General features: G+C 66.0%; 17 protein-coding genes and 1 tRNA gene. 15 read left to right on the forward strand and 3 right to left on the reverse strand.

From position 1 onward, the window contains the following. Nucleotides 1-28 precede the first annotated feature (28 nt). The 7 genes from B3T77_RS10215 (at nucleotide 29) to B3T77_RS10245 (ending at nucleotide 6,534) form a co-directional block, all read left to right on the forward strand. Nucleotides 29-631 carry a riboflavin synthase gene (locus B3T77_RS10215; RefSeq protein ID WP_292079334.1) on the forward strand — a complete coding sequence of 201 codons (603 nt, stop codon included), beginning with the start codon at nucleotides 29-31 and terminating at the stop codon, nucleotides 629-631. Next, nucleotides 631-1,767: a 3,4-dihydroxy-2-butanone-4-phosphate synthase gene (gene ribB / locus B3T77_RS10220; RefSeq protein ID WP_292079336.1), complete on the forward strand. Its 1,137-nt coding sequence runs from the start codon at nucleotides 631-633 to the stop codon at nucleotides 1,765-1,767. Before B3T77_RS10215 ends, ribB begins: the two co-directional genes overlap by 1 nt. Continuing rightward, a complete protein-coding gene (gene ribH, locus B3T77_RS10225) occupies nucleotides 1,764-2,225 on the forward strand; it encodes a 6,7-dimethyl-8-ribityllumazine synthase (protein WP_017503913.1) in 462 nt (153 codons plus the stop codon). The genes ribB and ribH overlap by 4 nt, the downstream gene beginning before the upstream one ends. Next, complete coding sequence (gene nusB, locus B3T77_RS10230) at nucleotides 2,222-2,746, forward strand: transcription antitermination factor NusB (RefSeq protein WP_039245120.1); 525 nt, start codon at nucleotides 2,222-2,224, stop codon at nucleotides 2,744-2,746. Before ribH ends, nusB begins: the two co-directional genes overlap by 4 nt. Beyond that, a complete protein-coding gene (thiL, locus tag B3T77_RS10235) occupies nucleotides 2,746-3,735 on the forward strand; it encodes a thiamine-phosphate kinase (RefSeq protein ID WP_292079338.1) in 990 nt (329 codons plus the stop codon). The genes nusB and thiL overlap by 1 nt, the downstream gene beginning before the upstream one ends. Before the next feature lie 42 nt (nucleotides 3,736-3,777). Further along, a complete protein-coding gene (locus tag B3T77_RS10240; RefSeq protein ID WP_045811165.1) occupies nucleotides 3,778-4,209 on the forward strand; it encodes a hypothetical protein in 432 nt (143 codons plus the stop codon). A gap of 177 nt (nucleotides 4,210-4,386) precedes the next feature. Continuing rightward, on the forward strand, nucleotides 4,387-6,534 hold the full coding sequence (locus B3T77_RS10245; RefSeq protein ID WP_292079339.1) for a sodium-translocating pyrophosphatase: 2,148 nt from the start codon (nucleotides 4,387-4,389) through the stop codon (nucleotides 6,532-6,534). Between the two features lie 75 nt (nucleotides 6,535-6,609). On the opposite strand, the gene B3T77_RS10250 is transcribed toward B3T77_RS10245, so the two are convergent. Next, a complete protein-coding gene (locus B3T77_RS10250; RefSeq protein WP_017503908.1) occupies nucleotides 6,610-7,089 on the reverse strand; it encodes an outer membrane protein assembly factor BamE in 480 nt (159 codons plus the stop codon). 91 nt (nucleotides 7,090-7,180) lie between these two features. On the opposite strand from B3T77_RS10250, the gene B3T77_RS10255 reads away from it, so the two are divergent. The 8 genes from B3T77_RS10255 (at nucleotide 7,181) to B3T77_RS10290 (ending at nucleotide 12,783) form a co-directional block, all read left to right on the forward strand. After that, nucleotides 7,181-7,705: a ubiquinol-cytochrome C chaperone family protein gene (locus B3T77_RS10255; RefSeq protein ID WP_292079340.1), complete on the forward strand. Its 525-nt coding sequence runs from the start codon at nucleotides 7,181-7,183 to the stop codon at nucleotides 7,703-7,705. A gap of 5 nt (nucleotides 7,706-7,710) precedes the next feature. After that, a complete protein-coding gene (locus B3T77_RS10260; protein WP_292079341.1) occupies nucleotides 7,711-8,229 on the forward strand; it encodes a YceD family protein in 519 nt (172 codons plus the stop codon). 139 nt (nucleotides 8,230-8,368) lie between these two features. Beyond that, on the forward strand, nucleotides 8,369-9,412 hold the full coding sequence (plsX, locus tag B3T77_RS10265; protein ID WP_292079376.1) for a phosphate acyltransferase PlsX: 1,044 nt from the start codon (nucleotides 8,369-8,371) through the stop codon (nucleotides 9,410-9,412). Further along, complete coding sequence (locus B3T77_RS10270) at nucleotides 9,409-10,386, forward strand: beta-ketoacyl-ACP synthase III (RefSeq protein WP_292079342.1); 978 nt, start codon at nucleotides 9,409-9,411, stop codon at nucleotides 10,384-10,386. The genes plsX and B3T77_RS10270 overlap by 4 nt, the downstream gene beginning before the upstream one ends. A gap of 77 nt (nucleotides 10,387-10,463) precedes the next feature. Continuing rightward, complete coding sequence (locus tag B3T77_RS10275; RefSeq protein ID WP_026108237.1) at nucleotides 10,464-10,772, forward strand: integration host factor subunit alpha; 309 nt, start codon at nucleotides 10,464-10,466, stop codon at nucleotides 10,770-10,772. A gap of 5 nt (nucleotides 10,773-10,777) precedes the next feature. Then, the gene (locus B3T77_RS10280; protein ID WP_292079344.1) at nucleotides 10,778-11,185 is read left to right on the forward strand and encodes a MerR family transcriptional regulator; all 408 of its coding nucleotides are present in this window, start codon (nucleotides 10,778-10,780) and stop codon (nucleotides 11,183-11,185) included. 59 nt (nucleotides 11,186-11,244) lie between these two features. Then, a tRNA-Pro gene (locus tag B3T77_RS10285) sits at nucleotides 11,245-11,321 on the forward strand. 847 nt (nucleotides 11,322-12,168) lie between these two features. Beyond that, complete coding sequence (locus B3T77_RS10290) at nucleotides 12,169-12,783, forward strand: helix-turn-helix domain-containing protein (RefSeq protein WP_292079348.1); 615 nt, start codon at nucleotides 12,169-12,171, stop codon at nucleotides 12,781-12,783. On the opposite strand, the gene B3T77_RS10295 is transcribed toward B3T77_RS10290, so the two are convergent. Together B3T77_RS10295 and cydD are read right to left on the reverse strand one after the other, a co-directional pair. After that, on the reverse strand, nucleotides 12,780-14,426 hold the full coding sequence (locus B3T77_RS10295; protein ID WP_292079350.1) for an amino acid ABC transporter ATP-binding/permease protein: 1,647 nt from the start codon (nucleotides 14,424-14,426) through the stop codon (nucleotides 12,780-12,782). The genes B3T77_RS10290 and B3T77_RS10295 overlap by 4 nt on opposite strands. Then, nucleotides 14,423-16,027 carry a thiol reductant ABC exporter subunit CydD gene (gene cydD, locus B3T77_RS10300; RefSeq protein ID WP_292079351.1) on the reverse strand — a complete coding sequence of 535 codons (1,605 nt, stop codon included), beginning with the start codon at nucleotides 16,025-16,027 and terminating at the stop codon, nucleotides 14,423-14,425. Before cydD ends, B3T77_RS10295 begins: the two co-directional genes overlap by 4 nt. Nucleotides 16,028-16,215: the final 188 nt, after the last annotated feature.

Consider the following 16,215-nt stretch of genomic DNA (forward strand, 5'->3'; position numbering starts at 1 on the left):
TTTTTCTCCCAAGGGGTCCAGAGTCCAAATGTTCACCGGCATCGTCACCGACATCGGCCGCGTCCGCGAGGTCCGCGAGACCGATCGTGACCGGCGCTACGAGATCGAGACCGCGTGGAATACCGACGGCATCGACCTGGGCGCCTCCATCAGCCACGCGGGCTGTTGCCTGACGGTGACCGAAAAGGGCCACGATGCACGGGGGGGCTGGTTCGCCGTCGAGGTGTCGAATGAGACTCTGTCCAAGACCACCCTGGGCGCCTGGAAGGCCGGCGACGGCGTCAATCTGGAGCGGGCCGCCAAGCTGGGCGACGAGATGGGCGGCCATGTCGTGTCCGGCCACGTCGATGGTCTTGGGCGGGTGGTTTCGATCACGCCCGAAGGCGGATCGCACCGGATCGAGGTCGAGGCTCCCGCGCCTCTGCATCGCTATGTCGCCGCCAAGGGGTCGGTCACCGTGGACGGCGTGTCTTTGACCGTCAACGCCGTGGAGGGGCAGATCTTCTCCCTGAACATTATCCCGCACACTTGGGACGTGACGACCTTGGGGCGTTTGAAAGTAGGCGATCCGGTCAATCTGGAGATCGACATGCTGGCGCGATATCTCGCGCGGTGGCAGGAGACCGCGTGATGCAAGCCCAGGCCGCGAACATGAACGACAGCCCCATCAGTCCTATCGAGGACATTCTGGAAGACGCCCGCAACGGCCGTCCCTACATCCTGGTGGACGCCGAGGATCGCGAGAACGAAGGGGACATCATCATCCCCGCCCAGTTTGCGACGCCGGACCAGATCAACTTCATGATTCGCCAGGCGCGCGGCCTGGTGTGCCTGGCCCTGACCGCCGAGCGCGCCCAGCAACTGCGCCTGCCGCCAATGGCCGCCGACAACCGCGAGAGCATGAAGACCGCCTTCACCGTCTCGATCGAGGCCAAGGACGGCGTGACGACCGGCATTTCCGCCGCCGACCGCTCGCGCACCATCCATGTAGCGACCGACGCGTCAAAGGGCATGGACGACATTGTCTCGCCGGGACACATCTTCCCGCTGGTCGCGCGCGACGGCGGCGTTCTGGTCCGCGCCGGCCACACCGAGGCGGCTGTGGACATTAGCCGCATGGCCGGCCTGACCCCCGCCGGGGTGATTTGCGAGATCATCAAGGACGACGGCGAGATGGCGCGGATGCCCGATCTGGTCGCCTTCGCCCAGCTGCATGGGCTGAAGATCGGCACCATCGCCGACCTGATCGCCTATCGTCGCCGCACCGAACGCTTCGTCGAACGGATCATGGATACGCCGTTCGAGAGCGTTCACGGCGGACCGTTCCGCCTGATGCTGTACAAGAACACCATTGAGGGCGCCGAGCATGTGGCCTTGGTCAAGGGGCGCGTCGATCCTGCCAAACCGACCCTGGTGCGGATGCACCAGGTGGACTTCGCCTGCGACCTCTTGGGCCACGTCGAGGCGCGCCAGGACTATGTGCCCAGCGCCCTGAAACAGATCACCGACCATGACGGACCCGGCGTCGTCGTCTTCCTACGCGATCCGTCGCTGACCTCGCTGGCCGAACGGCTGGCGGGCGCGGACAAGCCGGCGGCGATGGATCGCTCGCTGCGCGCCTATGGCGTGGGGGCCCAAATCCTGCTGGACCTGGGTGTCAGGGACATGATCGTGATGAGTTCGACGCGACCCGAACCGACGGCGCTTGAAGGCTACGGCCTGCGCATCGTCGGCTGGCGCGACATGGATGGAGAAATAAAGGCGTGACCGAAGCCCCCCGTATTTTGATCGTTGAGGCGCGCTTCTACGACGACCTGGCCGACGCCCTGCTGGAAGGGGCCAAGGAGACGCTGAAGGCGCGCGGCGCCGACTTCGACGTCATCACCGTGCCCGGCGCGCTGGAGGTGCCGCCGGCCATCGCCCTGGCCGAGGAGGCCGGCCGCTTCCCGACCGCGCCCCGCTATGACGGCTATGTCGCGCTGGGCACGGTCATCCGTGGCGAGACTTACCATTTCGAGATCGTCTCCGATCAGTCGGCGGCCGGCATCATGGCGCTGGGCGTCAAGGGCGTCATCATCGGCAACGGCATCCTGACGACCGAAGACGAAGATCAGGCCTGGTATCGGGCCCGTCTTTCGGAAGGGGATAAGGGCGGCGGCGCCGCCAAGGCGTGCCTGGACCTCATTGCATTGAAGAAGCGGTTGCGTCATGGCGTCGGCGCATGACTGAACCGAACAGCGTCAAAGCCGTCCTCGAACAACTCGCCGAAGCCGAAAAGCAGCGCGCCGAGCCCAATCTGAGCTCCAAACAGCGTCGCGCCCGCACCGTGTCGCGTCTCGCCGCCGTCCAGGCCCTGTATCAGATGGAACTGGCGGGCGAGGGCGTGGAGACGGTGATCACCGAATTCTCTAACTTTCGCTTCGACGCCGACATAGAGGGCCAAGCGCTGGCCGAGGCCGACGAGGCCTATTTCGCCGACATCGTGCGCGGCGTGATCGAAAGCCAGCGCGACATCGACACGGCCATTAAGGCTCGCCTGGCCTCCAACTGGAAGCTGGAGCGGATCGACGCCACCCTGCGCGCCCTGCTGCGGTCAGGCGCCTGGGAGCTGATCAAGCATCCCGAGACCCCGCGCGAGGTCGTGATTGACGAATATGTCGAACTGGCTAAGGCCTTCTTCGACGACGCCGAGGCGCGCTTCGTCAACGCGGCGCTGGACGGCGTGGCCAAAGACACCCGCAAATAATGCCGGCGCTCGACGTCGCGGGCGAGTTCGAGACGATCGAGCGGCTGTTCAAGCCCCTGTCCCATCCCGAGTGGGGAAGGGGGCTGGCCGACGATGTGGCGGCGCTGCCGTCACGCCCGGGTCATGACCTCATCCTGACGAAGGACGCCATCGTCGAGGGCGTGCATTTCCTGCCTGACGATCCGCTGGACACGGTCGCCAGGAAGTTGCTGCGGGTCAATCTGTCGGACCTCGCCGCCAAGGGTGCTGAGCCGTTCGGCTATCTGCTGGCCTGCTTCTGGTCGGAGCGCTGCGGCTGGCCCGAGCGCGAGGCCTTTGCAGCGGGCTTAGCCGAGGATCAGGCGCGGTTCGGCGTTCATCTGCTCGGCGGCGACACGGTCAAGACGCCCGGCCCGCTGTCCTTCTCGCTGACGGCCTTGGGGTGGGCCCCAACGGGCAAAGCCGTTTCTCGCGCAGGCGCGCAGGTCGGCGACCTCGTCTTCGTGACCGGCGTCATCGGGGACGGGCTGCTGGGGCTAAAGGCGGCGCAAGGAAAAGTGGCTCTGGCGCCTGAGCGGATGGAAGCCTTGGTCAGCCACTACCGGATGCCGACGCCACGTACCGACTTCGCCGACATCGTGCGCGAGTACGCCACCGCATCCGTCGATGTGTCGGACGGCCTGGCCGCCGACCTGGCCCACATCGCGCAGGCCAGCAGGGTCGGTGTGGCGCTTAACCTGAACGTCCTGCCCCTGTCCGCGGCGACCCAGTCCTGGTTCGACGACCGGGTCGATCCGCAGCTATCGCTGGAAGATCTGGCCAGCGGTGGTGACGACTATGAGATCGCCTTCACCGCCCATCCGCGCCACGAAGACGCCCTGCGGCGCGAGGCCGAGCGCCGACTGATTCGCCTGACCCGCATCGGCGAGGTCACCGCTGGGCAGGGCCTGACGGTCCTTTACGACGGCCAGCCCGTGCCGATGGCCAGAAACGGCTGGACCCACGGCTGAGGCGGCAAGGGAATCCTAACGCCCGTCCGGCATGATGTCGTGATGGACCGTAGAACCCTGATCGCCGCCGGAACCGCTGCTCTGACCGGCGCCGCCGCCAGTCGCGCCGCCGCCTCCGGCAGCGAAACCGAGTCTGCGCCTGCGGCCCTGAGCATCGCAGGCCTCGGCCTGCCTGTCATCGAGGGCGGGCGTTTGCGGAACTACGTGTTTGTCGCCCTCAGGCTCGAACTGGGCGCCGGCAAGACCGTCGAGCAGATGAAGCCCAAGGAAGCCTTCTTCCGCGACGCCGTCGTTCGCGCGGCCCACAAGACGCCCTTCACCGTGCCCGGCGACTGGACACGGCTGGACGAGCGGGCCCTGTCCGCCTCGCTGGTGGCGGCGTCTGCAGCGATCTCGGGTCGCGGCTCCGTCCGACGCGTCGAGGTCGTCAGCCAGTCGCCGCGTCGCCGAACGGGCATGCAGACCGCCCGCTGAACAGGCTGAGTGACCGCTGTTGCGTCACTCCGCCTGCCATGACAGGCTCCCTTTGCAAATCCCAAAGAACGCACTGACGCGTTCGCCGCGTGCGGGGGGACCGGAAGGCGGACAGAGGCGATAACGCCCGACCGCGCCAAGGCCTGCGCGCCTGTTTGCAAGGGCATGGAAACGCCAATGACGAACTCACTTACGCTGGTCTTCGCGGCCGGTGTGCTGGCGGTGCTGTATGGCGCCGCGCAGACCGCCGTGCTGATGAAGGCGAGCACTGGCAACGACAAGATGCGAGAGATCGCCGCCGCGATCCAGGAAGGCGCCTCAGCCTATCTGAAGCGGCAATATCTGACCATCGGCATCGTCGGGATCGTGATCCTGATCGCCGCCTATTTCCTGATCGGCGCTTACGCCGCCGTCGGCTTCCTGATCGGCGCCGTCCTGTCCGGGGCAGCGGGGTACGCCGGGATGCTGATCTCGGTGCGGGCCAATGTGCGCACGGCTCAGGCTGCGTCCGAAAGCCTGTCCAAGGGGTTGAACCTGGCGTTCCGCTCGGGCGCCATCACGGGCATGTTCGTAGCGGGCGGCGCCCTGATCGGGGTGTCAGGCTACTACATCTTGCTGACCCAGCATCTGGGCTTGGCCTCGACGGGTCGCGAGGTGATCGACGGGCTGGTGGCGCTAGGCTTCGGGGCCTCGCTGATCTCGATCTTCGCGCGCCTGGGCGGCGGCATCTTCACCAAGGGCGCCGACGTTGGCGGCGACATGGTGGGTAAGGTCGAGGCGGGTATTCCCGAGGACGATCCTCGCAACGCCGCGACCATCGCCGACAATGTGGGCGACAACGTCGGCGACTGCGCCGGCATGGCGGCCGACCTGTTCGAGACCTATGCCGTGACGACTGTCGCGACCATGGTGCTGGCCGCGATCTTCTTCAGGGGGCAGCCCTATGTGGATCTGATGATGGTGCTGCCGCTGGCGATCTGCGCGGTGTGCATTGTGACCTCCATCATCGGCAGCTTCTTCGTGCGGCTGGGCAAGTCGAACAACATCATGGGCGCCCTCTATCAGGGGCTGATCGTCACCGGCGTTCTGTCCATCGGTGCGGTCTGGTGGGTGATCAACCAGATGGTGACGGGGCCGATCGTGACGGCCAGCGGTCTCGAAATCCAGCCGATGGCGCTGTTCTGGTCCGGCATGGTTGGTCTGGCGGTGACGGCGGCGATCGTGGTCGTGACCGAATACTACACCGGGTCCGGCTTCCGTCCGGTGCGATCGGTCGCCAACGCCTCGGTGTCCGGGCACGGCACCAACGTCATTCAGGGCCTGGCCGTCTCGCTGGAGGCGACGGCGTTGCCGGCGCTGACAATCATCGTCGGCATCGTGGCCAGCTTCCAGCTGGCCGGCCTGTTCGGCATCGCCATCGCCACCACGACCATGCTGGGCGTCGCGGGAATGATTGTGGCGCTGGACGCCTTTGGACCCGTGACCGACAACGCCGGCGGAATCGCCGAGATGGCCGGTCTGCCCAGTGATGTGCGGCATTCGACGGATGCTTTGGACGCCGTGGGCAACACGACCAAGGCCGTGACCAAGGGCTACGCCATCGGTTCGGCGGGCCTCGGCGCGCTTGTGCTGTTCGCCGCCTATACGTCGGATCTGCAGTATTTCTCGGCCAACCCGGCGGACTACCCCTTCTTTGCGGGCATGGGGGAGATCGCCTTTGATCTGACCAATCCCTACGTCGTCGTCGGGCTGCTGTTCGGGGGGCTGCTGCCCTTCCTCTTCGGTGGGATGTCGATGATGGCGGTGGGACGGGCGGCCGAATCAGTCGTTGCGGAGGTTCGACGCCAATTCCGCGAGAACCCCGGCATCATGACCTATGAGGTGAAGCCGGAATACGGCCGGGCGGTCGACATCCTGACCAAGGCGGCTATCCGCGAGATGATCGTGCCGTCGCTGTTGCCGGTGCTGTCGCCGATCGCCCTGTTCGTCGCGGTGCTGGCCATTTCGGACAAGGCGAACGCCTTTGCCGCTCTCGGCGCCATGCTGATGGGCGTGATCGTCACCGGCCTGTTCGTCGCCATTTCGATGACGTCAGGCGGCGGCGCCTGGGACAACGCCAAGAAGGTGATCGAGGAAGGCTTCACCGACAAGAACGGCGTCGTCCACGGCAAGGGCTCGGAAGCCCACAAGGCGGCCGTGACCGGCGATACGGTCGGCGATCCCTATAAGGATACGTCCGGTCCGGCGGTGAACCCGATGATCAAGATCACCAACATCGTCGCCCTGCTGCTGCTGGCGGTGCTGGCGAGCGGGACCATCGGCTAGGCTAAACCACAGCCATTACGAAAACGCCCCGGAGAGCGATCTCCGGGGCGTCTTTGTTTGGGGAGATGAGCCGCCTTAGTCGGGGCGGCGCTGGCCAGGGGTGTCGTCTTCGGTGCGGGGCAGTTGGCCACGGCCGACGTTGCCCAGCAGTTGTTCCAGAACCGTCAGCTCACGACCGCGCGTCGGCGTCTCGTTGCGGTTCATGGCGATCTGCTCGCCATCAGTCAGGCCGAGAGTGCGCACCGACGCCACCTGATCGCCCTGCGGGACGAAGGTGATCTCGGTCACCGTGCGCGTCGAAACCTTGGGCAGGTTGTAGGTGTATTTCTCGGTCGTCTGGCTGATGTAGTACCAGACCTGATCCGGCTCGAAGGTCGAAGTGGTCGAAGGCGAACCCAGCTTGGCGAGGACGGTCTCCTTGGTGTCGGTGCCGGCGACCACGTCCTGGGGCTTGGCGTCGATGGCCTGGAAGCCGTTGGAGCCGATGGTCGGGGCGCAGGCGGCGGACAGGCCGGCCAGCGAAACAGCGACGAAAAGCGGGACGAAACGGGACATGGTCGGGCGCCTGCGAGAGAACAAGGTCTTTGACCTAGACGGACCTGCGTCCTAGTTCAACGGCGCGGCGGAAAAGGGGCCGTTGGAACCCATGCTGAAAAACCTGTTCAAACCCCGATCCGGCGTCCGTCTCGGCGACGATCTCTACGCCAAGGCCGTCAGTCAGGCCCGCAATCCGGCCTTCTACACGCGTCTGGCGGTCGACGACCGCATCGACGCGCGATTCGAGCTCTACACGCTGCATGTGCTGATGCTCGTGCTGCGGCTGCGCGATGAGAACACGGCTCAGGGCCAGGATGCGGCTCAGGCGGTCTTCGACGTCTATGTCTCGGCGCTGGATCACGTCCTGCGCGAAGAAGGCGTGGGCGACGTCGCCGTCGGCAAGAAGATGCGCAAGCTGGGCGAAGCCCTCTACGGCCGGATGAACGCCTATGAGCAGCCGTTGCGCGTTGGCGATGCGGCGGCTCTGGCGGAGGCGATGGCGAAGAATGTCTATGCGGATCCGCAAGCGCCCCATGCGGACACACTGGCGCGCTATGCGCTGACGACACGCGCGGCCTTGGCGGCGCAGGATTTCAACAAGGTGCTGGCGACGCCGGCCTGGGCGGAAGTTTGAACGAGATGAGCGCGACGCTCCCCTACAGCGAAACGGTGCGGGTCAATCAGATCGGCGCGGGCCTGAGCCGCCGGCTGGAACCGGATGCGGAGACCCGCAAGCGAATCGCCCGTAGCCTGGATCTTCAGGGGCTGGACGATTTCGCCGTCGATCTGGAGATCAAGCCGACGCCGTCGACCAGCGAATGGACGATGAAGGGCAGGGTGACGGCACATGCGGTGCAGACCTGCGGCCTGACGCTGGAACCCCTGCCGGCCGATGTGGATCGGCGTTTTTCCATTCAGCTTGTCGAAGCCAAGCCCGAGGAAACCGACGAGATCGAGGTCACGCTGGATGAAGAAGACGCCGACGTGATCGAGGACGGTAAGATCGACCTGGGCCAGTATGCGGTCGAGCAATTGGTGCTGTCGCTTGATCCGTTCCCGCGCAAGCCGGGCGCGGAGTTCGTGCAACCTGAGGAGCCGACGGAGATTTCACCGTTCGCGGCCCTGAAGGCGCTCAAGTCCAAAGACGACCAAGGCTGAGGTTGACGTAGGGGCCGGGTGGTTGCATCCCCCGGCGTCGGCGCTATCGTCCAGCGCATCCTGCCAAGCGTCGCGCGACAAGACGACGCGGCCACAAGAGGTCCATTTGCCAGCCCCAATTACGATCTCGCTTGACGCCATGGGCGGCGATCACGGGCCCTCCGTCGTCGTTCCCGGCATCCGCAGCTATATCCGCACCCATGACGGCGAGGGGGTTCGCTTCCTGTTGCATGGCGACGAGGCCAAGATCGCGCCGGAACTGGCGCGTTGCGGGCTGGCGGCGGACGTCTGCGAGATCCGCCACACCGACAAGGTCGTGGCCATGGACGAAAAGCCGGCCCAGGCCATGCGCCGCGGCAAGGGCTCCAGCCTGTGGAACGCCATCGAGACAGTGAAGACGGGTCAGGCCGGCGGCGTCGTCTCGGCCGGCAACACCGGCGCCCTGATGGCGATCTCGAAATTGATCCTGCGAATGTCTGCGCCTGGGCTTGAGCGTCCGGCCATCGTCGCCAGTTGGCCCACCTTCAAGGGCCATACGGCGGTTCTGGACGTCGGCGCCAACATCGGCAGCGACGCGGAGCAGCTGATCGAGTTCGCCATCATGGGCGAAGCCTTCCAGTCCGCAGTGCGCGGCATCGCCCGCCCGACCATCGGCCTGCTGAACGTCGGGTCCGAGGAAATGAAGGGCAACGAACAGGTTAAGGAGGCGCACGCCATTCTGCGCGATGGGCCGTTCGACCTGAACTATCACGGCTTCGTCGAGGGCGACGATATCGCCAAGGGCACGGTGGACGTGGTCGTCACCGACGGTTTCACCGGGAATATCGCGTTGAAGACCGCCGAAGGCACGGCGCGCTATATTTCGGCGCTGTTGAAAGAGGCATTGACCTCCAATCTGCAATCCAAGCTGGGCGCCGTCATCGCCATGCCGGCGTTGAAGAAGATGCGCCAGAAGATCGACCCCAGCGCCATCAACGGCGGCCCCCTGTTGGGCCTGAACGGTATCGTGGTGAAGAGCCATGGCGGCGCGGACGCCAAGGGATTCGGCAATGCGATCCGCATCGCTGTCGATCTGGCCCGCAGCGACTATATGAGCAAGGTGGGGGACAACCTGGGCAAGCTGGACGCGGTGTTCGACCATGCCGCCAAGCCCGCCGCAGCCGTGGGAGAACACCTCCAGTGACCGTCACCCGCAGCGCCGTGACCGGCGTCGGCTCTTACCTGCCGGATGAGATCGTCACCAATGCCGACCTGGCCAAGTTCGTCGACACATCCGACGAATGGATTCAGGAGCGCACCGGGATCAAGCAGCGTCACAAGGCGCGTGATGACCAGCCGACCAGCGATCTGGCGGTCGAGGCCGCCAAGAAGGCGCTTGCCGACGCGGGCAAGGCGGCGTCCGACGTCGACCTGATTATCGTGGCCACCACCACGCCGGACATGACCTTCCCGGCGGTCGCGTCGATCGTCCAGGCCAAGCTAGGCGCGGGCGTCGGCATTGCTTTCGACGTTCAAGCCGTCTGTTCCGGTTTCGTCTATGCGCTCAGCGTCGCCGACGGCTTCGTGGCGCGCGGTCTGTCGAAATGCGCTCTGGTGATCGGGGCCGAGGAGATGACGCGGCTGATGGACTGGACCGACCGGACCACCTGCGTCCTGTTCGGCGACGGGGCCGGCGCCGTGGTGCTGGAACCGCGCGAAGGGCAGGGCACATCGGACGACCAGGGCATGCTGGGCTTCGCCTTGCGCGCTGACGGATCCAAGACCGATCTGCTCTACGTCGATGGCGGCCCGGCGACGACGGGGACCGTTGGCCATCTGCGCATGGCCGGAAACCAGGTCTTCCGTCATGCCGTCGTGAACATCGCAGAAGGCATCACCGCCGCCTGCGCCGCCGCCAACATCGAGATCGCGGATGTCGACTGGTTCGTGCCGCACCAGGCTAACCAGCGAATCATCAAGGGCGTCGGCGACCGGCTGGGTCTGGATGAGAACAAGGTGATCTCCACCGTCGCCACCCACGCCAACACCTCGGCCGCCTCGATCCCGCTGGCGCTGGACGCCGCGATCCAGGATGGGCGTATCAAGAAGGGCGATATGGTGCTGCTTGAAGCGATGGGCGGCGGCCTAACCTGGGGCGCCTGCGCGCTTCGGCTCTAATCGACATCGAGGCATTGATTTTTCGGGGGCTTTGCGCCCCTATGGATGCGAGCGGATCGCATGACAGCGGGGATACGATGGCAGGCCAACAGACCGTGACGCGCGCCGACTTGTGCGAAGCCGTGCATGAAGAGGTCGGCCTGTCGCGTCAGGAATGCTCCAGCCTGGTCGAGCGCACCCTGGAACTGATCGTCGAATCGCTGGAACGCGGCGAGACGGTGAAACTGTCCGGCTTCGGCGTTTTCCAGGTCCGTGAGAAGCGCGCACGGATGGGCCGCAATCCCAAGACGGGGGAACCGGCGGCGATTAATCCGCGCCGGGTCATCAGCTTCCGCGCTTCGCAAATCATGAAAAGCCGGGTCCACGACGCCGTCGTCGAGGCCTGATCGCGGTGGCCAAGAGCGCCGACGCCTTCCGAACCATTTCCGAAGCGGCCGAAGAGGTCGGCGCGCCCCAGCATGTCCTGCGGTTCTGGGAGACGAAGTTCGATTTCGTCACACCTGTGAAGCGGGCTGGCGGTCGGCGCTTCTATCGGCCTCAGGACATCGCGGTGCTGAAGGCGGTCAAACGCCTGCTGCACGATGACGGGCTGACGATTCGCGGCGTCGAGCGCCTGCACAAGGAACAGGGGCTGAAAAAGCTGATCGGCGCGGAGGCCGCCGCACTGATCGACGACGGCGATGTCACGATCTCTGCGGTGACTTCCGATGTCACGCGGGCCGAAACCTCGAATTTGCATCAGGTTCTGGCCGATCTTGAGCAGGCCAAAGCCCGTCTGGACGTCGTTCTTTCAAGGTAGGTGGAAAAGTCGTTTTAGCGTTTGCGGACAGCGGTCCCCCCGTCTATAGGGAGCGCCTTCGGAGCGTGGCGCAGCCTGGTAGCGCACTTGACTGGGGGTCAAGGGGTCGCAGGTTCGAATCCTGTCGCTCCGACCATTTCCTTCAAGGAAATTGGTCAGTTGAAGGGGTCGTCTTCGGACGGCCCCTTTGCAATTCGGCGCTGTTGTCACACTTGTTGTCACAAAGTGGCATCGTCGAGCCAGGCCTGTTCATCGCCGATGATAGGCACACGCTACCGTAGTGATGAGCCATTAAACCACGGACGCAGCCGCGAGGCTGATGACGGATCGCGACGTAGGCTACGATAGATTTCCATCTGGGCTTACCGCTGCGTCTCGACGTTGGGGCAGTCAGCGGCCTTCCCGGGAAGATGAGCCCCCCATTCGATGAATGAGTAGGTCGAGGTTACTGCAAAGGTCTCTTAGTCTATGGATACTCCGCCAACCCTACCCCGGCCGGGAGCCACAAGGCAGTCAAGTAGCTTTCGGGGCTGACCGACTGCGCAGCGATACCGACTTGCTCGATCGGCGCTCACCTCATCGGTCACGCGCGCGTGACTTTCAACAGCGGCGCGGCAGGGGGGGGCGCTCCTGAATTTTTGCGGACTTTGACAAAGGCCGTTTTGTGGCAAGGGCTTACCCGATCGCAGCAAGCCGAGGACTAGCAACAATTTTGATCACTGCCGGCAGATCAGGAGGTCTGTCCCTCAGCAGCAACTTGCCGCTCTTCCTCCTTGAATGACGCAAATGCTGAAGCACTCTCAGCTGTCACGTCGAAAATCCACTGCTTCGCTCTCGCTTAAGGGTGATAGAAAGGGAGCATGTTGAAAATCCGCGCGCTGCCGACGGCCTGTGCCGACCGGCCCACCAGTTCAGTCTGCTCGGGCTGTGGCGCGCGCGCGTTCAGCGTCTGCGACGCGTTGTCGAAGGTCGATCTTGGGCGATTGGACTCGATTGCAGAACGCGTAGCGCTGGCGGGCGGCGACATACTAACAAACGAGGCCGAACCGGCGTTGAACGTCTTCAACATCACCTCGGGTGCTGTGCGGATTTACAAGCTTCTGCCCGATGGTCGCCGCCAGATCACCGGCTTCCTGTTCGCCGGAGATTTTATTGGACTGACGGCGGGGTACACCTACGCCTTCTCGGCCGAGGCGATCGAGGAGACGACCGTATGTCGCTTCCGGGCCTCGGAATATCGGGTCCTGGCGCGAGAGCGGCCCAGTCTGGAAGCGGCCTTGCTGAGCCGGGCGATGCATGAGCTGACGGCGGCGCAGGATCAGATGCTGCTGCTTGGTCGCAAGACCGCGCGTGAACGCGTGGCCAGCTTTCTGGTGACGATGCTTTCGCGCGATCCCTTACGCCCCGATGGCGACAACGCCGTGCGACTGCCGATGACCCGATCCGAGATCGCGGACTATCTCGGACTGACGATCGAGACCGTCAGTCGCGAGCTGACCAAGTTGAAGACCAGCGGCGTCATCCATGCCGTCTCTCTGCACGACTTGCGGATCGAGCGCCCCGACCGCCTGAAAGACATGGCGAACGGCGCATCCTAGGCGGCCAAATCATCCGGAAGGCAGGTCAGACGAAGATGTCCGTCGCTGCCCAGCCCTTCGACCCGGATGGAGCGGTCGCAGAGCGCCATCGGCGGCGCGCGGTGGCTGACCAAGATCAGGCCTTGCGCACGCTTGGCCAAGCGGTTCTGAAGGCGGTCCAAAACCTGAGTCTCCGTCGCGGCGTCCAGACCTTCTGTCGGTTCGTCCAGCACCAGCCAGGGCGCATCGCGCAGATAGGCGCGCGCCAGGCCAAGACGGCGTCGCTCCCCGCCGGATAACCGCTCGCCATTCGGTCCGACGGGGGCGTCCAGACCCAGCGGTTCGGCGCGGAGCCGATCGCCCAGCGCGGCCTCGTCCAGCGCCGCCCACAGGGCTGCATCGTCGGCAGGTCCTACAAGCAACAGGTTCTCGCGCACGGATCCGTTCAGCAGACGGACGTCCTGGGCCGCATAGGCGAACAGCTGGCGCCGATCCTCCGGCGCGATGACAACGGCGTCCAATCCACCGAGCCGCATCTCGCCGGCTTGGGGTGTTCGCAAACCGATCAGGCGTTCGATCAGCGTCGTCTTGCCAGCGCCCGTTGGGCCGAAGACGCCTAGGCGATAGGGCGGCGCCAGCTCGGCGCCAAGGTTTGCTAAACCGAGCGCCGCACCGCTGAGCGGTCGACCGTGACGGGAGGACGCCGTGGGCATGGCGGCGTCGAGGCGAGACAGGGCCTGGGCGGCGGACCCGTTCTGATGCAGGGCGACGACCAGTCCCCCGGCGGATTCGACGCCCATGACCGCCGCCAAGGCCGCGAGCGCGATCAGCGGCAGGTCGGCTGAGGACGCGGCGGGGATGACGACGCCGACCGCGAGGGCGCTGGCCGCCGCCTGCCACACGGCCATCCAGCCGCCCGATCGGGTCAGGGCGATCTGCGCTGTGTCGTGATCGGCGGCGACCTGCGCGACCTGGGCGCACGCCCAGTCGTCCAGACCGTAGGCCTTCAGCTCGGGCGCGGCGGCTTCCAGGGCGGCGAGGCGATCCTTCAACGCGCCGGCGCCGGTCTGGACTGCTCGGCCGGCGGGATCGGCGAGGCTGCGCGCGATCAGAACGCCGCCCAGGACGGCTACGATCATCACGATGAACAGGGCAGCGCCGGCCGAGGGGGATGCGAGGCTGGCCAGCAGAATGGCGGCAACGGCGCCGGCGCCCAGGCTCCAGGGCGCCGAGCGGCGCACGAACAGGGTCTGAACCGCATCCACGTCCTGAACCAGCCGGGCCGAAACCTCGCCGGACGACAGGTTCAGAGCGCGCTCGGCAGGGCCTGTGGCGATGGCGTCGAACAGTTTAGGGCGCAGGCGGGCGAGCGCCTTCAGGGCAGCCTCATGGCCCGCGACACGCTCAAGATAGCGCCCGCCGGTGCGGACGATGGCCAGCAGGCGGATGATGGCGCTGGGCATCATGTAGTTGAAGCTCTGGGCGGCCGCCGCGCCCGCCAGGCCCGCAAAGGCTGCGCCCGTGATGAACCAGCCCGACAGCCCCAACAGACAGACGGCCGCCACCGAGACGACAGCGGCGCCGGCCGCAGCGAGCCGAAGCCGGGCGCGCTGAGCCTGAGTTTGGGCGGCGATCAGGCCGGCGATGCACGACGGGACTCTCATAGCGTCACCACACGGTCGGCCAGGGCGGCGACGGCTGGCGAGTGGGTGGCGATCAGGGTGGTGCAGCCGCGCGCGGCCTGACGGATGACGTCGAGCATGGCGCGTTCCGAGGCCGGATCCAGATTCGCGGTCGGCTCGTCCAGCACGAGAAGCGGCGCCCGCTTCAGGATGGCGCGGGCGAGGCCCAGTCGACGGCGCTCGCCGCCCGACAGACCGCCGCCACGCTCGTCGATGCGGCGATCCAGATCGCCGGACAGGCCCGCCGTGCGCGCGGCCAAGGCGATGCGGCCGGGGCAGGCGGTGCGATCCGCCAAGGCGATGTTCTCGCTCACGGTCCCAGGCGTCACGATCGGGTGCTGGCTGGCCCAGGCGACCCGCCCGGCGATGTCGCCGCACTGGCTGAGCCGCGCACCGCCCACCTCGACCTCGCCGCGCGTCAAGGGTGCAAGGCCGAGCAGCAGATGCAGAAGGCTGGACTTGCCCGCGCCGCTGGCGCCCATCACCGCCACGATCTGCCCCGGCGCGATGTCGAGGTTCAACCCGTCGATGACCGGCGCTGAGCCTTCATAAGCGATGGCGACATCGCGGAAATGGATGGCGGGCGCCAGGTCGCCGATGGGCGCGTGCTGGGCCGGGCGCGGATCTGGCGTAGTCAGGGATGGGGCCGCAGCCTCGGCGGCCTGGCGATCATGATAGGCGGCCGCCATGCGACGCAACGGCGCATAGACTTCGGGCGCCAGGGCCAGCACGAAGAAGGCGCGCGACAGGTCCAGGGTCTCGGGAACCGGGAAGGGCAGCAGCCGCAACAGGTTGAAGCCGCAATAGACGGCGATCAGCGCGACCGACAAGGCCGAGAAGAACTCCAGCACGCCCGACGACAGGAAGGCGATGCGCATGACGCGGGCGGTGCGGCGCTCCAGCTCGTCCGAGGCCTGGGCGATCTGCACCGTCGTACGGCCTACGGCGTCAAAGGCGAGAATGGCGGGCAGGGTGCGGATACGATCGATGAACAGGCCAGACAGCCGCTCAAGCGCCTGAAACTGACGACGGCTCTCGCCCGCCGCAGCCGTGCCCGCCAGGGCCATGCCGACGATGAAGGGGAACAGGGTGAACAGCAGTATGCCGGCCGACACCGGGCTGGCGATCGCGGCGGCGGCGATGATCAGCAGCGGCGAAACGCCTGCGGCGAGGCGCAAGGGTGCAAACCGCGAATAGTAGCCGTCCAGCGCGCCGACCCCTTCGACCAAGGCCGTCATCTGCGCGCTGGATCGCCGTCCTCGCCCGAACAGGTCCAACAGGAGGCGGCCTCGGACGCCGGTCTTCACCGCTTGACCCAGCTTCGCGCCGACGATCACGGCGGCCTGGCCGATCAGGCCGCGCGCGATCAGACTGAACACAGCCAGGGCCAGCCACGACGCGGCGGCGGCCGGCGATACGGTCAGGCTGGAAATCGTCAAAGCCAGCCCTCCCGCGAACCCGATCGCAGGGGCGACGTCCGCAATGGTCAGCACGCCGGTCAGCAGGGTCAGCCGCCCCCACGGACGACCGATCTGCTTCAGCCAGGCGGCCGCAGAGACAGGGGCGATTGGCACGGCGCTCATCAGGCGACTCCAGCGCTCGGCGCAGGCCGCGCGCCACTGGGCGAAACGTCGTTGGACGAAATGTCCAAGGACCAACCGTCCAATAGGGCCGGGCGTTCGCCGCCGCTTTGATCGAGATCAAGGCGGACGTCCCGCGTACCGCCTACGGCCGACGAAACGTCGGTCCAACAGACCGATTCCTCGGAGCA

This window comes from Brevundimonas sp. UBA7838 (genome assembly GCF_002500885.1).
Lineage (GTDB): Bacteria > Pseudomonadota > Alphaproteobacteria > Caulobacterales > Caulobacteraceae > Brevundimonas > Brevundimonas vesicularis_C.

Coding starts and splice junctions, on each gene's coding strand:
- B3T77_RS10215 (WP_292079334.1), top strand. CDS start 29: ATGTTCACCGGCATCGTCACCGACATCGGCCGCGTCCGCGAGGTCCGC.
- ribB (WP_292079336.1), top strand. CDS start 631: ATGCAAGCCCAGGCCGCGAACATGAACGACAGCCCCATCAGTCCTATC.
- nusB (WP_039245120.1), top strand. CDS start 2,222: ATGACTGAACCGAACAGCGTCAAAGCCGTCCTCGAACAACTCGCCGAA.
- thiL (WP_292079338.1), top strand. CDS start 2,746: ATGCCGGCGCTCGACGTCGCGGGCGAGTTCGAGACGATCGAGCGGCTG.
- B3T77_RS10240 (WP_045811165.1), top strand. CDS start 3,778: ATGGACCGTAGAACCCTGATCGCCGCCGGAACCGCTGCTCTGACCGGC.
- B3T77_RS10245 (WP_292079339.1), top strand. CDS start 4,387: ATGACGAACTCACTTACGCTGGTCTTCGCGGCCGGTGTGCTGGCGGTG.
- B3T77_RS10250 (WP_017503908.1), bottom strand. CDS start 7,089: ATGTCCCGTTTCGTCCCGCTTTTCGTCGCTGTTTCGCTGGCCGGCCTG.
- B3T77_RS10255 (WP_292079340.1), top strand. CDS start 7,181: ATGCTGAAAAACCTGTTCAAACCCCGATCCGGCGTCCGTCTCGGCGAC.
- B3T77_RS10260 (WP_292079341.1), top strand. CDS start 7,711: ATGAGCGCGACGCTCCCCTACAGCGAAACGGTGCGGGTCAATCAGATC.
- plsX (WP_292079376.1), top strand. CDS start 8,369: ATGGGCGGCGATCACGGGCCCTCCGTCGTCGTTCCCGGCATCCGCAGC.
- B3T77_RS10275 (WP_026108237.1), top strand. CDS start 10,464: ATGGCAGGCCAACAGACCGTGACGCGCGCCGACTTGTGCGAAGCCGTG.
- B3T77_RS10295 (WP_292079350.1), bottom strand. CDS start 14,426: ATGAGAGTCCCGTCGTGCATCGCCGGCCTGATCGCCGCCCAAACTCAG.
- cydD (WP_292079351.1), bottom strand. CDS start 16,027: ATGAGCGCCGTGCCAATCGCCCCTGTCTCTGCGGCCGCCTGGCTGAAG.